15 protein-coding genes are annotated in these 13,667 nt (G+C 74.0%); 7 read left to right on the top strand and 8 right to left on the bottom strand.

Annotation, left to right across the window (positions count from 1 at the left end; translation table 11 throughout):
• Positions 1-33: 33 nt before the first annotated feature.
• A complete protein-coding gene (locus AC5RWQ_RS12100; protein WP_494282832.1) occupies positions 34-618 on the bottom strand; it encodes a TetR/AcrR family transcriptional regulator in 585 nt (194 codons plus the stop codon).
• A gap of 72 nt (positions 619-690) precedes the next feature.
• Here AC5RWQ_RS12100 and AC5RWQ_RS12095 point away from each other — a divergent pair, with 72 nt between their 5' ends.
• The gene (locus AC5RWQ_RS12095) at positions 691-1,899 is read left to right on the top strand and encodes an FAD-dependent monooxygenase (RefSeq protein WP_494282831.1); all 1,209 of its coding nucleotides are present in this window, start codon (positions 691-693) and stop codon (positions 1,897-1,899) included.
• Between the two features lie 5 nt (positions 1,900-1,904).
• On the opposite strand, the gene AC5RWQ_RS12090 is transcribed toward AC5RWQ_RS12095, so the two are convergent.
• Complete coding sequence (locus AC5RWQ_RS12090) at positions 1,905-2,438, bottom strand: SRPBCC family protein (RefSeq protein WP_494282830.1); 534 nt, start codon at positions 2,436-2,438, stop codon at positions 1,905-1,907.
• Positions 2,439-2,440: 2 nt separating this feature from the next.
• Entirely contained in the window at positions 2,441-2,749 is a 309-nt protein-coding gene (locus AC5RWQ_RS12085) for an ArsR/SmtB family transcription factor (RefSeq protein ID WP_494282829.1), read from the bottom strand.
• Positions 2,750-2,861: 112 nt separating this feature from the next.
• Here AC5RWQ_RS12085 and AC5RWQ_RS12080 point away from each other — a divergent pair, with 112 nt between their 5' ends.
• A complete protein-coding gene (locus AC5RWQ_RS12080; RefSeq protein WP_494282828.1) occupies positions 2,862-3,791 on the top strand; it encodes an LLM class F420-dependent oxidoreductase in 930 nt (309 codons plus the stop codon).
• 319 nt (positions 3,792-4,110) lie between these two features.
• On the opposite strand, the gene AC5RWQ_RS12075 is transcribed toward AC5RWQ_RS12080, so the two are convergent.
• Entirely contained in the window at positions 4,111-4,509 is a 399-nt protein-coding gene (locus tag AC5RWQ_RS12075) for a hypothetical protein (protein ID WP_494282827.1), read from the bottom strand.
• 6 nt (positions 4,510-4,515) lie between these two features.
• On the opposite strand from AC5RWQ_RS12075, the gene AC5RWQ_RS12070 reads away from it, so the two are divergent.
• A complete protein-coding gene (locus AC5RWQ_RS12070; RefSeq protein WP_494282826.1) occupies positions 4,516-5,796 on the top strand; it encodes an FAD-binding protein in 1,281 nt (426 codons plus the stop codon).
• 12 nt (positions 5,797-5,808) lie between these two features.
• Here the strand turns inward: AC5RWQ_RS12070 and AC5RWQ_RS12065 are convergent, their stop codons facing one another.
• Positions 5,809-6,948: a site-2 protease family protein gene (locus tag AC5RWQ_RS12065; RefSeq protein WP_494282825.1), complete on the bottom strand. Its 1,140-nt coding sequence runs from the start codon at positions 6,946-6,948 to the stop codon at positions 5,809-5,811.
• A gap of 46 nt (positions 6,949-6,994) precedes the next feature.
• A complete protein-coding gene (locus tag AC5RWQ_RS12060; protein WP_494282824.1) occupies positions 6,995-7,846 on the bottom strand; it encodes an alpha/beta hydrolase in 852 nt (283 codons plus the stop codon).
• 147 nt (positions 7,847-7,993) lie between these two features.
• On the opposite strand from AC5RWQ_RS12060, the gene AC5RWQ_RS12055 reads away from it, so the two are divergent.
• From AC5RWQ_RS12055 to AC5RWQ_RS12040, 4 genes are read left to right on the top strand one after another with little or no spacing between them, the layout of a single operon-like run.
• On the top strand, positions 7,994-8,899 hold the full coding sequence (locus AC5RWQ_RS12055) for an ABC transporter ATP-binding protein (RefSeq protein WP_494282823.1): 906 nt from the start codon (positions 7,994-7,996) through the stop codon (positions 8,897-8,899).
• A 1-nt stretch (position 8,900) separates the two neighbouring features.
• Positions 8,901-9,707, top strand: a complete 807-nt coding sequence (locus tag AC5RWQ_RS12050; RefSeq protein WP_494282822.1) for an ABC transporter permease — start codon at positions 8,901-8,903, stop codon at positions 9,705-9,707.
• A gap of 29 nt (positions 9,708-9,736) precedes the next feature.
• Positions 9,737-10,870, top strand: coding sequence for a sensor histidine kinase (locus AC5RWQ_RS12045; protein WP_494282974.1), 1,134 nt, complete (start codon positions 9,737-9,739; stop codon positions 10,868-10,870).
• Positions 10,867-11,490, top strand: a complete 624-nt coding sequence (locus AC5RWQ_RS12040) for a response regulator transcription factor (protein ID WP_494282821.1) — start codon at positions 10,867-10,869, stop codon at positions 11,488-11,490. The genes AC5RWQ_RS12045 and AC5RWQ_RS12040 overlap by 4 nt, the downstream gene beginning before the upstream one ends.
• Positions 11,491-11,529: 39 nt before the next feature.
• On the opposite strand, the gene AC5RWQ_RS12035 is transcribed toward AC5RWQ_RS12040, so the two are convergent.
• Positions 11,530-11,973, bottom strand: coding sequence for a DUF4362 domain-containing protein (locus AC5RWQ_RS12035; protein WP_494282820.1), 444 nt, complete (start codon positions 11,971-11,973; stop codon positions 11,530-11,532).
• 121 nt (positions 11,974-12,094) lie between these two features.
• Positions 12,095-13,540: an alpha-amylase gene (locus AC5RWQ_RS12030; protein WP_494282819.1), complete on the bottom strand. Its 1,446-nt coding sequence runs from the start codon at positions 13,538-13,540 to the stop codon at positions 12,095-12,097.
• Positions 13,541-13,667 lie beyond the last annotated feature (127 nt).

Genomic DNA, 13,667 nt, shown 5'->3' with positions numbered 1-13,667 from the left:
CAGCCCCGGCCACGGGTCCCGGGGCCGACTCCGTCAGCCCAGCGCGGCGAGCTCCCCGGCGGCGGTGCGCAGGGCCTCGGTCAGCTCTGCGGCGGTGGGGACGCCGGCCGGGTCGACCAGCGACTGGGCGGCCAGGCCGCCGAGCATGGCCTGGTAGAACGCGCCGAGGGCCAGTGCCTTCGCCTCGTCGGCCGCCGGGTCGAGCCGGTGGAAGATGGCGGCCAGCCCGAGCCGAGCCCGCCGGTTGGCGGCCGCGAAGGCCTCCCGTAGCTCGGGGGAGCGGTCCATCGCGCCGATCAGTTCGAACTGGACGGCCCAGAGCGGCCGTAGCCGGGTGAAGGACTCGATGACCCGGGCCCAGATCGCCTCGAAGCGCTCGGCGCCGGTGGCGTCCGCCCCGGCCCCTGCGGCGAGGAGTCTTTCCAGCTCCGCGCCCCACTCCTCCATCGCGTCGAAGAGCACCTGGTCGAGCAGCTGCCGGGTGGTGCCGAAGTGGTAGCCGATCGCGGCGAGGCTGGTGCCCGCGGCGGAGGCGACGTCCCGCGCGGTGGTGGCGGCGTAGCCCTTCTCCTCCAGGCAGCGCCGGGCGCCGGCCAGCAGGTCCTCACGGTTTCCCATGCCGCCCAGCCTAGCCGAATGCTGGCACAAACGTGTTGCACATATGTGCGACACGTTTGTACAGTGGCGGCCATGACTGACGTCCTCATCTCCGGTGGTGGCATCGCCGGCTCCGCGCTCGCCTGGTGGCTGCGCCGTCACGGCTTCCGACCGACCGTCGTCGAGCGCGCCCCGGCACCGCGCGACGGTGGCTACAAGGTGGACGTACGGGGCGCGGCGCTGACCGTCCTCGACCGGATGGGACTGGCCGGGCGGCTCCGCCGGCACGACGCCGGAATGCGGCTGGCCCGCTTCCTGGACGACCGGGGCCGTGAGCTGGCCACCATGGACGCTGCGCTGTTCGGCGGCCGTGAGGGCGACGACCTCGAGATCATGCGCGGTGACCTGGTCCGGATCCTGACCGCCGCCACCGACGGCGTGGAACACCGCTACGACGACTCGGTCACCGGGCTCACCGAAACCCCCGGCGGCGTGGACGTCACCTTCCGGCGCGCCGCACCCCGCCGGTTCGACCTGGTCGTCGGCGCGGACGGGCTGCACTCGACGGTGCGTCGGCTCGCCTTCGGGCCCGAGGCGTCCTACCTGCGCCCGCTCGGGCACCACATCGCCGTCTGCACCGTGCCGGCCCACTTCGGCGCCGACCGCACCGAGTTGATGCACGTGACGCCGGGCCGTACGGTCGGCGTCTACCGCACGGCCGGCGCCCCCGCCGCCCGGGCGCTCTTCCTGTTCCGCTCACCCGCCGGCGACCACGACCACCGGGATGCCGCCGCCGGGCGGGCGCTGCTCGCCGGGGCCTTCGCCGGGCAGGGCTGGCAGGTGCCGCGCCTGCTGGACGCCGCGGCGGACGCCCCCGACCTCTATCTCGACGCGATCACCCAGGTGCGGATGGACCGCTGGTCCACCGGCCGGATCGCCCTGGTCGGCGACGCCGGGTACGGGCCGTCGCCGGCCTCGGGGCAGGGCACCAGCCTCGCCCTGGTCGGCGCGTACGTGCTGGCCGCCGAGCTGGCCCGGGCGGCGGGCGACCCGGCCGCCGGGCTCGCCGGGTACGAACGCCGGATGCGCCCGTTCGTGGCCGCGAACCAGGGGCTCGCCGACCGTAACCTCAAGGGCATGGTGCTCGGCTCGGCCACGCAGATCCGCTTCCAGCTGCTGATGCTGCGGCTGATGCCGCACCTGCCCGGCCGGGACGCGATGGTCCGGCGGGTGACCGCGCCGATCCGCCGGGCGGCGAACGCGATCACCCTGCCGGACGCCCCGGCCGCCGAGCGTCGCTGAGCGGGTCAGGCGTGGCCCAGCCGCTCGGCGTACCCGGCGCGCAGGTCGTCCCAGCCGAAGTTCTTCGCCTCCGCGCCGCGGATCGGCCCGACCGGGTCGCCGTCGAGCAGGTGGCCGGCCACGTCGAGGCAGAGGTGCCAGCCCGCCGCCACCATCGGGGCGAGCCCCGGCTCGTCGACCGTGTGCCGCAGGGCGAGCCGGGTGCCACCGGCCATCGGGGTCAGCTCCCAGCGGAGCAGCCCGTCGCCCCAGGTGTACTCCAGCAGCGTCGGCCGCTCGGCGCGGAGCACCCGGGACGGCTGGTCGGTGACCTCGTCACCGTTGACCGTGCTGAGCGTGGCGTCGCCGACCGTGCCCAGGTCGCGGCTGGCGAGGAAGGGCGCCCACTCGGCGAGCCGGGCCGGGTCGGTCAGCGCCGCCCACACCCGGTCCGGTTCGTGCCGCAGCTCGCGGAGGAAGACCAGGGTGGAGCGGCCGTGGTCGGCCGGCTCCCGGGCGACGTCGGCGAGCGGGCCGGGGCGGAACGAGTCGCGGTCCATCGTCACTCCTGACTGTCGAGATGGCGTTCGAGGGCGTCGAGGTGGGCCGCCCACATCCGGCGGTACGGCGCCAGCCAGCCGTCCACGGCCTGGAACGGGCCGACGTCGATGCGGTAGATGCGCTGTTGGGCCGCCGTCCGGCAGGTGACGAAGCCGGCCTCGCGGAGCACCTTGAGGTGCTTGGAGACGGCCGGCTGGCTCATGCCCAGCGCGTCGACCAGCTCACCGACGCTGTGCTCCGAGCGCCGTAGCGCGTCGAGGATCCGGCGCCGGGTCGGCTCGGCCAGGACGGCGAAGGCGTCAACGGACACCACCACAATATGCCCCGATACTCATATGCCTGTCAAGGAATGAAGAGGCGGCGAGTACGGCGGCCACGCCCGTACCGCAGTGGCGGCCGGGCAGGGTCCATATGCTCGGAACATGGAACTGCGGATCTTCACCGAACCCCAGCAGGGCGCCAGCTACGACCAGCTGCTCGCCGTGGCCCGCGCCGCGGAGGACGCCGGATACGGCGCCTTCTTCCGCTCCGACCACTACCTGAAGATGGGCGACGTGAGCGGGGAGCCCGGCCCGACCGACGCCTGGACCACCCTGGCCGGCCTGGCCCGGGAGACCTCCCGGATCCGACTCGGCACGCTGATGACCGCCGCCACATTCCGGCTGCCCGGCCCACTGGCCATCACCGTCGCCCAGGTCGACCAGATGAGCGGTGGCCGGGTCGAGTTGGGCATCGGCACCGGCTGGTACGCCGAGGAACACCGCGCGTACGGAATGCCCTTCCCGGCGCTGGGGGAACGCTTCGATCGGCTGGAGGAGCAGCTCGCCGTCATCACCGGCCTCTGGGAGACCCCGGCCGGCAAGACCTTCGACTTCCCCGGCACGTACTACCCGGTCAGCGACTCGCCGGCGTTGCCCAAGCCGGTGCAGCAGCCCCGCCCGCCGATCCTGCTCGGCGGGATGGGCCCGAAGCGCACGCCGCGGCTGGCCGCCCGGTACGCCGACGAGTTCAACCTGCCGTTCGCCTCGCTGGCGGACTCCGCCGCGCAGTTCGGCCGGGTCCGCGAGGCGTGCGCCGCGATCGGCCGGGACGCCGCCGCGATGACCTGGTCCAACGCCCTGGTGCTCTGCTGCGGCCGGGACGAGGCGGAGATCGCCCGGCGCGCCGCAGCGATCGGCCGGGAGCCGGCCGAGCTGCGCGAGAACGGCCTTGCCGGCACGCCGGCCGAGGTGGTCGACAAGATCGGCCGGTACGCCGAGATCGGCAGCCAGCGCCTCTACCTCCAGCTGCTCGACCTGGCCGACCTGGACCACCTGGAGCTGGTCGCCGCCGAGGTGATGCCGCAGCTCTGACGCCTGCGCCGCGCCGCCCGCGCTCGGCGGCCCGCGCCGCGGGCCGGTCATGGCGCGTGACCGCCCGGGTCGGCTGCCTGCGGCCCGCGCCTGCGGGCCGGTCACGTCACCGACCGACCGGATGGGGTCGGCTGCCTGCGGCCCATGCCCGCCGTCCGATCACGCTGGGTGATGTCCGGCCCGCCGCTTCCGGCAAGGAGCGGTATGACTCTCCGTCATGATTATGACGCTGCGTCATATCGCTCGTTGCGACATCCGCTCCGGCCGGTGACGGACGGTCGGCGCCGGGCGGCGCCGGGCGGTCAGTGACGGGCGATGGTCAGCGGCGTGGGCCCGTGGCGCCCGGCTCGCGCAGTACCGTGTCCAGCCGGCCGTCCCGGTCACTGTCCAGGTAGGTGATGTCCGGGACGCCGTCGCCGTCCAGGTCGAACTGCACCACGTCGGCGATCCCGTCGCCGTCCAGGTCGGTGACCACCTGGGTCGAGCCGTCCAGGTGGTGGGTGACGATCGACAGCGAGCCGGGCTCGCCCACCCGCGGGGCCGGCCCCGGTCCGGGCGGCGGGCCGGGCTCCGGCTCCGGGGTGGGCGCCGGCACCGGCGCGGTCCGGTACGCCGCGGGTGCCGCGCTCACCGGCTCCAGCCCGACGCCGGTCGGGTCGATCTCCTCCTCCGACGGGTAGACGTCACCGTGCAGGGTCGGGTCGCGGTAGCTGCTCATCGACGTATGGTTCCCCGGGGGCGGCGCCGACAACCGCCCGGACGGGGGTACGACGTGCAGCGCAACTGGGCCGGCAACGTCGCCTACGCGGCCCGCCGCCTGCACCGGCCGTCCACCGTGGACGAGCTGCGCCGGCTCGTCGCCGGCACCGAGCGGGTCCGCGCCCTCGGCACCGGCCACTCGTTCAACCGGTTCGGCGACACCACCGGCGACCTGATCTCGCTGGCCGGGCTGCCGCCCACCGTCGAGATCGACCGGGAGCGCGGCACGGCCACGGTGGCCGGCGGCCTGCGCCACGGCGACCTGGCCACCCGGCTGCACGCCGAGGGCCTGGCCGTGGCCAACCTCGCCTCCCTGCCGCACATCTCGGTGGCCGGCGCGGTGGCCACCGGCACCCACGGCTCCGGCGACGGCAACCGCAACCTCGCCGCCGCGGTCGCCGGGCTGGAACTGGTCACCGCCGACGGTGACCTGCTCACCGTGGACCGGTCCGATCCCCGGTTCGCCGGCATGGTGGTCTCCCTCGGCGCGCTCGGCGTGATCACCCGGGTCACCCTGGACGTCGTGCCGACCTTCGCGATCCGCCAGTACGTCCGGCGTGACCTGCCCCGCGAGGCGCTCGACGCGGCGTTCGGCTCGGCGTACAGCGTCAGCGGTTTCACCACCTGGCGGTCGTCGGCGATCGACCAGGTCTGGCGCAAGCAGCTCGCCGACCAGCCGCCGCCCCCGGCCGACTGGCTCGGCACCACGGCGGCCGACGCGCCGGTGCACCCGGTGGCCGGCATGGACCCGGTCAACTGCACACCCCAGCTCGGCGAGGCCGGTCCGTGGCACGAGCGGCTGCCGCACTTCCGGCTGGGGTTCACCCCGAGCAGCGGCGAGGAGCTCCAATCCGAGTACCACCTGCCCCGCGCGGCGGCGGCCGACGCGCTCGCCGCACTGGACGGGATGCGGGACCGGATCGCGGCGGTGCTCCAGGTCTGCGAGCTGCGTACGGTCGCCGCCGACGAGCTGTGGCTCAGCCCGAACCAGGGGCGGGACAGCCTGGCCGTGCACTTCACCTGGATCGCCGACGCCGCCCGGGTGCTGCCGGTGGTGGCCGACATCGAGCAGCGGCTCGCGCCCTTCGCGCCCCGCCCGCACTGGGGCAAGGTCTTCACCCTGGACCCGGCCGCGGCCGCCGCCGGCTACCCCCGGTACGACGACTTCCGCACCCTGCTGGCCGAGCTGGACCCGGCCGGCACATTCCGCACCGAGCTGCTGGACCGGTACTTCCCCCGGGACTGACCCAGCCGGCCGTCAGTGACGGCCGGCCATTTGGTCGCGCAGGCTGCCGCGCTGCACCGCCCGGCTGATGTCGCTGGGCGAGACGATGCCGACCAGCCGGCCGTCGGTGACCACCAGGGCGCGGCCGTCGGCGCACTGACTGAGCCGGGGGAGCAGCTCGTTGAGCTGTTCCTCCGGCCGGGCCAGCACCAGGTCCTCGGCCCGGCAGGAGACCTCGGCCAGCGTGGTGGTGGCCCGCCGGTCGGCGGGGATCCCGCGTACCCGGTCCAGGGTGACCAGGCCGGTCGGCCGGCCCTCCTCGGTCAGCGGCAGCGCCGAGTGCCGGTACGCGAAGAGGTAGTGGTCGACGAAGTCGGCGACGGTCATCTCCGCCGAGGCGGTCTGCGGTTGCGGGGTCATCACCTCGCCGACCCGGACGCCGGCCAGCGCGCTGCCCATCTTCGCCTGCCGCTCCTCGACACCGGCCGCACCGATCAGGAACCAGCCGATCAGCGCCAGCCAGAGCCCACCCACCCCGGAACCGGTCAGGAACTGGAGCAGCCCCAGCCCGATGAGCAGGGCACCGAGGATCCAGCCGGCCCGGGCAGCCACCACCGACGCTCTCGTCCGGTCGCCGGTCGCCTTCCACACGGCGGCGCGCAGCAGCCGGCCGCCGTCCAGCGGCGCGGCGGGCAGGATGTTGAAGATCGCCAGCAGGATGTTGATGCCGGCCAGCCAGGACAGCGAGCCGAGCAGCAGCCCGCCCTGCCCGGCCAGTGCCAGCACGACGGCGATGCCGCCGAAGAAGAAGCCGAGGACCAGGCTGACCAGCGGGCCGATGCCGGCGATGCGCAGCTCCGCGCCCGGGTTCGGCGCCTCGCCGCTCAGCTCGGCGACCCCGCCGAAGAGCCACAGGGTGATCCCCTTCACCTGGAGGCCGTTGCGCTTGGCGACCACCGCGTGGGAGACCTCGTGGGCCAGCAGGCCGACGAAGAAGACCACCGCGGCGGCCAGCCCGGCCAGCACGTACTGCCAGGTGGGCCGGCCCGGGTACGACCGGGGGAACAGGTTGGCCGACAGCCCCCAGGCGATCAGCAGGAAGATGACCAGGACGCTCCAGTTGACCCCGACGGGTACGCCCGCGATCCGGCCAAGCCGGAAGCTCGCCCTCATGTCCCCGTCATACCCCGGGTACGCCGTCCCATGCCAGGGCCGGAGGTCACCAGCGGGGTGCTTCGCCGACGATCGCCGGAGACCGGGTCGAGGCCATCTCCACCGCCCAGTCCAGCGCGTAGTCGGCGACCTTCTCCCAGCCCCGCTCTCCCACGGTGAAGTGCGACCGCCCCGGAAACTCGTGGTACGCGGTGACGGCCCGCGACTTCTGGTAGATCCCCGCGTTCGCCTTGACCAGCTGCGGCGGGGAGACGTGGTCCGCGGCCCCGGCGATCAGCAGCAGCGGCCCCCGGTCGTCGCGCCGGGTGTCGACCGTGGCGGCGGAGCGCGGGTCGAGGTTGGCGAACGCCCCCTCGAAGAGCACGTGGCCGGCGGCCGGGACGGCGTACCGCTGCCAGGCCCGGTCGGAGTCCTCCGCGCTGAGCGTGTTGCCGAAGGCGTAGCGGAACTGTTCGGGCGTGAACGGCACCGCCCGGTGCCGGTTGGCCGGGCTGCGCAGCACCGGGTACGCCGCGCGCAGCGTGCTCACCGGCAGCCGGAGCACGCCCCTGGGCGCCGCCGGAGCGATCGCCACGGCGGCCGCGCCGAGCCCACGGTCGAGCAGCACCTGGGTGACCAGCCCACCGAAGGAGTGCCCCATCACGATCGGCGGGTTCGGCAGCTCCCGGATCACCGCCGTGTGGTGGTCGATGATCCGGTCCAGGGTGACCCCGGCGATCGGAGCCGGGTCCTGCCGCAGCGCCTCCACCTCGCCCTCCATGCCGGGCCAGGCGGGCGTCACCACCCGGAAGCCGAGCGCCCGGAAGTGCCGGGCCCACCCCTCCCAGCTGCGCGATGTCATCCAGAGGCCGTGGATCAGCACGATCGTGTCGACCCGTCCGATCGGCGCGGTGCCCATGGCGTCCCTCCCGGGGTGCGGCGGTGCGCGGACCCCGCGGTTACCCGCCGGAAGCCGCGGGAATCTGGCCGGGCCTGACATTTGTCATGCCTTGAACGTGACGCGCGCTCCGGGACCGGGCGGCCGGCACGCCGGAGCATCAGAGTCATGACCAGTAGTACGCACCCGGCCGTCGAGCTGGCCGGCCTCCGCAAGAGCTTCGGACCGGTGACCGCCGTCGACGGTCTCGACCTGCGCATCTCCGCCGGCGAGGTGGTGGCCTTCCTCGGCCCCAACGGCGCCGGCAAGACCACCACCATCGACCTGCTGCTCGGCCTGGCCCGCCCGGACGCCGGTACCGTCCGGCTGTTCGGCGGCACCCCCGCCGAGGCGGTCCGGCACGGCCGGGTGGCCGCCGTCATGCAGAGCGGCGGCCTGCTCAAGGACCTCACCGTCGCCGAGACGGTACGGATGACCGCGCACTTCCACGGCCGTACCCGGCCGGTCGCCGAGGTGCTGGCGCGGGCCGGGATCGCCGAGCTCGCCGACCGGCTGGTCGGGAAGTGCTCCGGCGGCCAGCAGCAGCGGCTGCGCTTCGCCCTGGCGCTGCTCTCCGACCCGGACGTGATGGTCCTCGACGAGCCGACCACCGGGATGGACGTCGAGGGGCGGCGGGACTTCTGGCAGGCGATCCGGGCCGACGCCCGGGCCGGCCGGACCGTCATCTTCGCCACCCACTACCTCGACGAGGCCGACGCGTACGCCGACCGGATCGTGCTGGTCCGGCGGGGGCGGGTGGTAGCCGACGGCAGCACCGCCGAGATCAAGAACCTGGCCGCCGGGCGCATCGTCCGCGCCACCCTCCCGGCCGCCGACCAGGCCGGGCTCGCCGCCCTGCCGGGCGTCGAGACGGTCGAGGTACGCGGGGACGCCGTGCTGATCCGTACCGGCGACTCGGACGCGGTGGCCCGGCACCTGCTCACCCGGACCGCCGCCCGGGACGTGGAGATCACCTCCCGCAACCTCGAGGACGCCTTCCTCGCCCTGACCGCCGCCGAGACCGTCGGAGCCTGAGATGACCCTGACCTCCGCCACCAGCACCCCGCCCGCCGCCGACCCCACCGACCGGCGCCCGCCCGCCCTCGGCGGTTTCTCCCCGGCGGTGCTCGCCATCGAGATCCGCCGGGTGCTGCGCAACCGACGCACGCTGATGTTCACCCTGGTCATGCCGGCCGTCTTCTTCCTCCTCTTCGGCCTGCCGCAGCGCGGCCAGGAACTGCCCAACGGCCGGCCGGTCACCGCCTGGATCATGATCAGCCTGGCCGTCTACGCGGCCATGGTCGCCACCACCAGCGCCGGCGCGGCGGTCGCCACCGAACGGGCGCTCGGCTGGAGCCGCCAGCTCCGGCTCACCCCGCTGCACCCGGCCGCGTACGTGGCGACCAAGGTGGCCACCGCGATGGTGCTCGGGCTGCTCGCCGTGCTCGTCGAGTTCACCGTCGGCGCGGCCTCCGGGGTGCGGGTACCGGCGTACGTCTGGCTGCTGGCCGGCCTCGCGGCCTGGCTCGGTTCGCTGGTCTTCGCGGCCTTCGGCCTCTTCGTCGGCTACCTCGCCCCGGCCGAGAACGTCATGCAGTTCATGGGCCCGATCCTGGCCATCCTGGCCATGTTCGGCGGCCTCTTCGTCCCGCTGGACCTGCTGCCCGACGTGTTCGGGCAGATCGCCCGGTTCACCCCGGTGTACGGCGTCGGTGAACTGGCCCGCGCCCCGCTCACCGACGACGGGGTGAGCCTGGCAGCGGTGGCGAACCTGGTCGGCTGGACGGCGCTGTTCGGCCTCGGCGCGGCCCGGCTGTTCCGCCGGGACACCACCCGGGTCTGACCGGTCCGGCGGAGGCTAGCGTGTACGAAATGGACGCCCCGCCGCCCCGGCTCCAGCCGGTGAACCGCCGCTGGCGGATCACCGGCTGGCTGCTCGCCGGGGTCTGGCTCTTCTTCCTCAACACTCCGCTGGTCACCGCCCTGCACCAGGAGCAGCTCTGGCGGCGGGTGGTCGGCGTGCTGACCCTGGTGGCGTTCGGCATCGGCTACCTGCTCGTCTTCGAGTGGGCCCGGCACCGACGGCAGCGGCATCTGCCTATTCCGCGCCGCCGGGCCTGGACGTTCCTCGGGGCGCTGCTCGCGCTGGGCGTGGCCGCCATCCCGGGCACCGGGGGCGACTGGATGACCACCCTGGTCTTCGTGGCCGCGGCGGCGGTCTTCCTGCTGCCGCCCGGGCCGGCGCTGGCGGTGGTCGCGCTCGCCGCGGCGACCCCGCCGGTGGCGGCCCGGCTGGTGCCCGCCTGGGAGGCGGAGAGCACCCTGGTCTTCGCGGTGCTGCTCGCCTCGTTCGCCATGTTCGGGGTGAGCCGGCTGGCCCAGCGCAACGCCGAGCTCCAGGCCGCCCAGGCCGAGATCGGCCGGCTGGCGGTCGCCGAGGAACGCGCCCGCACCGCTCGCGACCTGCACGACATCCTCGGCCACTCGCTGACGGTGGTGGCGGTCAAGGCGGAGCTGGCCGGGCGGCTGCTGGAGTTGGACCCGGCCCGGGCGGCCACCGAGATCGCCGACGTCGAGCGGCTGGCCCGGGAGGCCCTGGCCGACGTGCGGCGCACCGTCGGGGCGTATCGGGGGATCGGCCTGGCCGACGAACTGGCCGGCGCCCGGACGGCGCTGGCCGCGGCGGGCATCGTCGCGGAGCTGCCGGACGACCCGCCGGAGCTGCCGGCGGCGCGGGACGAGCTGTTCGGCTGGACCGTCCGGGAGGGAGTGACCAACGTGGTACGGCACAGCGGGGCCCGGAGGTGCGTGATCCGGGTGGCCCCGGACCGGGTGGAGATCGCCGACGACGGGCGGGGACCGTCCGAGGTCGACGGTGGCGTCGGGCACGGGCTGACCGGGCTGCGCGAACGGGCCCGCCGGCTGGACGGCACGGTCAGCGTGGGCCGGCGGACCGACGGGCCCGGCTTCCTGCTCCGGGTCGCCGTGCCGGAGACGGCGCGGTGAGCGTGCCGATCCGGCTGCTGCTCGCCGACGACCAGGCGCTGGTCCGCGGCGCGCTGGCCGCGCTGCTCTCGCTGGAGCCGGATCTCGACGTGGTGGCCGAGGTGGGCCGGGGCGACGAGGTGGTGGACGCGGCCCGGCGCTGTGCGCCGGACGTGGCGTTGCTGGACGTGGAGATGCCCGGGCTGGACGGCATCGCCGCCACCGCCGCGCTGCGGGCGGCGCTGCCCGGCTGTCGGGTGCTGGTGGTGACCACCTTCGGCCGGCCGGGCTACCTGCGTCGGGCGATGGAGGCCGGGGCGAATGGGTTCGTGGTCAAGGACACCCCGGCCCGGCAGCTCGCCGACGCGGTCCGCCGGGTGCACGCCGGCCTGCGGGTGGTCGACCCGACCCTGGCGGCGGAGACCCTGGCGACCGGGGCGAGCCCGCTGACCGAGCGGGAGACCGACGTGCTGCGCGCCGCCCGGGGCGGCGGCACGGTCGCCGACCTGGCCCGGGCGCTGCACCTGTCCGAGGGGACGGTGCGCAACCACCTCTCCGCCGCGATCGGCAAGACCGGGGCCCGCAACCGGGCCGCGGCGGTGCGGATCGCCGAGGAGAACGGCTGGCTGCTCGGCGACTGATCCCCGCCATGCCGCCCGCCGCTCCCGTCAGGGGAGGGGTCAGCCGGGTCGTGGCGGGGAGCAGGTGGCGCCGACCGGCCACCCGTGGTCGAGGGTGACGGCGGTGCAGGTCCGCCGCTCGATCCGCCCGGAGCCGAACCGGTCCAGCCGGCCGTCCTCGGTCACCTCGACCCGCCCGTCCGACCCTGCGACGAAGCTGGTGGTGATCGGGTCGCCCTCCACGGTGGGTCGGGTGACGACCAGTCGGGCGGGGCGGCGGTCGCGGACCGCGTCGAGGAGGCAGCCGGCGGCGCGCGCGGGCAGCTCCCCGCCCTGGGCGACGGTCCAGGTGCCGCATTCCCGTACGGCGTCCGTGGCCGGCGCGGTGGTGCTGGGCGGGGGTACGGACGGGCCGGACGGCGCGGCGGCCGGGCCGCTCTCGGTCGGGGTGCAGGCGGCGAGGGCGAGCAGCAACGCCAGTGGCGCGGTTCGGGTGGTCCCCATGCGAGTCCGACGTGGCACGCCCGCCGCCGGTTCCCGCGCTGAAGGGTGGAGAGCGTGCGGGGCTCCCACCCGGCCGGATCAGGCGCGGGTGGGAGCCCCGGATCGGTCGGGACGCCGACGGTCAGGGCAGCTTGGCGCCGACGTGGATGGCGACCGCGTCGTGCGCCGGGATGGTGGCCGCGAACCAGCCGGCGGAGTCCACCGTGATGACCGGGCCGCTGCACGAGCCGTTGACGAAGTCACCGTGGATCACGTCGCAGTACCGGCCGGCGGGGAGCCCGGTGTAGTACGACCGGCCGCTGACCGCGAAGTCCTCGTCGTTGATGGTCAGGTAGCCCTTGCCGGCCCGGCTGAACGCGATGTGCTGGTAGCCGTTGTCGTACCAGTTGGCGACCGCCGCGCCCTGGGTGGCGTTGTTGAAGCCGACCATGTTGGCGACGACCCGCCAGCGATGCTCGCACTCCCAGCCCGAGTAGCAGGTGGTGTTCGAGATCTTGTTGCTGGCGTCCGAGGGCGGACCCTGGTCCTTGTTGCTGAACGAGAAGCTCGACATGACCGCCGGCGTGCCGTACGGCCAGGCCAGCATGAAGGCGTTCGCCAGGGCGTACGCCCCGCCGTTCTTGTAGGTCAGCACCCCGCCCTCGCGCTGGGTGTCGTGGTTGTCCACGAAGGCCACCGCCTGGCCGCTGGGCAGGTAGCCCCACGCCTCGCCGAAGTTCTTCAGGTACGCCAGGCGCTCGCTGTTGAACATCCGGGCGAGGTCCTTGCCGTAGCGGAACTCGTGCACGTCGCCGTTGCCGGTGTACTCGGTCGGCTGGATCGGCTCACCGGCGCCGTAGATGACCTCCTGCACGATGTACGCCGACCGGGAGAGCTTGCCCTTGATGGCGGCGATGTCGGCGGCCGGCATGTGCTTGCTGGCGTCCAGCCGGAACCCGTCGACCCCGAGGGAGAGCAGGTCGTTCATGTACGTCGCCAGCCGGGTGCGGACGTAGTCCGACTCGGTCTTGAGGTCGGAGAGGTTGACCAGCTCGCAGTTCTGCACCTCGTACCGGTCGCCGTAGTTGACGATGTCGTTGTTGCCGTTGCGCCCGCAGTAGTGGAAGTCCTGCGAGCCGTAGGTGCCCGGGTAGTTGTAGTGGCCGTAGCTGGTGCCGGCCCAGCCGGTGCCGCCGTTCTCCTGGCCGGACATGTGGTTGACCACGGTGTCGACGAGGACCTTCACGCCCGCGTTGTGGCAGGTGGTGACCATCGACTGGAACTGCGCCCGGGTGCCCTTCCGGGACTCGATCTTGTAGCTGACCGGCTGATAGGCCACCCACCAGGGGCTGCTGTTGACGTGCTCCTGGGGCGGGGAGACCTGGACGTAGCCGTAGCCCTTCGGGCCGAGCACGTTGGTGCACTCGCTGGCCACCGAGGTCCAGTTCCACTCGAAGAGCTGGACGATGACCTTCTTGGTGCCGGGCGTGGCCGCGGCGGCCGGGGGTGCCGCCACGGCGGTCGGTACCAGCAGGCTCGCGACCGCGGTGAGCGCGAGGAGGGCGGAGCGGCATCGACGTCGATGCATGGGGACTCCTGGGGTTCGGGGGATGGTGGCAGTGCGGGGGAGGGGTTCAGCTGACGGCTTCTTGCAGTCTTGGCTGAAATTTTTCCGAAAGGTTACAAGCGCGTTGCAGGGACTGTCAACGGATGGA

The organism is Micromonospora sp. BS32, assembly GCF_059089345.1.
The sequence above is the reverse complement of the archived record's forward strand: the minus strand, read 5'-3'. Positions and strand labels throughout refer to the sequence as shown.

Coding starts and splice junctions, on each gene's coding strand:
- AC5RWQ_RS12075 (WP_494282827.1), bottom strand. CDS start 4,509: ATGAGCAGCTACCGCGACCCGACCCTGCACGGTGACGTCTACCCGTCG.
- AC5RWQ_RS12030 (WP_494282819.1), bottom strand. CDS start 13,540: ATGCATCGACGTCGATGCCGCTCCGCCCTCCTCGCGCTCACCGCGGTC.
- AC5RWQ_RS12050 (WP_494282822.1), top strand. CDS start 8,901: ATGACCCTGACCTCCGCCACCAGCACCCCGCCCGCCGCCGACCCCACC.
- AC5RWQ_RS12090 (WP_494282830.1), bottom strand. CDS start 2,438: ATGGACCGCGACTCGTTCCGCCCCGGCCCGCTCGCCGACGTCGCCCGG.
- AC5RWQ_RS12095 (WP_494282831.1), top strand. CDS start 691: ATGACTGACGTCCTCATCTCCGGTGGTGGCATCGCCGGCTCCGCGCTC.
- AC5RWQ_RS12065 (WP_494282825.1), bottom strand. CDS start 6,948: ATGAGGGCGAGCTTCCGGCTTGGCCGGATCGCGGGCGTACCCGTCGGG.
- AC5RWQ_RS12045 (WP_494282974.1), top strand. CDS start 9,737: ATGGACGCCCCGCCGCCCCGGCTCCAGCCGGTGAACCGCCGCTGGCGG.
- AC5RWQ_RS12060 (WP_494282824.1), bottom strand. CDS start 7,846: ATGGGCACCGCGCCGATCGGACGGGTCGACACGATCGTGCTGATCCAC.
- AC5RWQ_RS12035 (WP_494282820.1), bottom strand. CDS start 11,973: ATGGGGACCACCCGAACCGCGCCACTGGCGTTGCTGCTCGCCCTCGCC.
- AC5RWQ_RS12100 (WP_494282832.1), bottom strand. CDS start 618: ATGGGAAACCGTGAGGACCTGCTGGCCGGCGCCCGGCGCTGCCTGGAG.
- AC5RWQ_RS12070 (WP_494282826.1), top strand. CDS start 4,516: ATGGTTCCCCGGGGGCGGCGCCGACAACCGCCCGGACGGGGGTACGAC.
- AC5RWQ_RS12080 (WP_494282828.1), top strand. CDS start 2,862: ATGGAACTGCGGATCTTCACCGAACCCCAGCAGGGCGCCAGCTACGAC.
- AC5RWQ_RS12055 (WP_494282823.1), top strand. CDS start 7,994: ATGACCAGTAGTACGCACCCGGCCGTCGAGCTGGCCGGCCTCCGCAAG.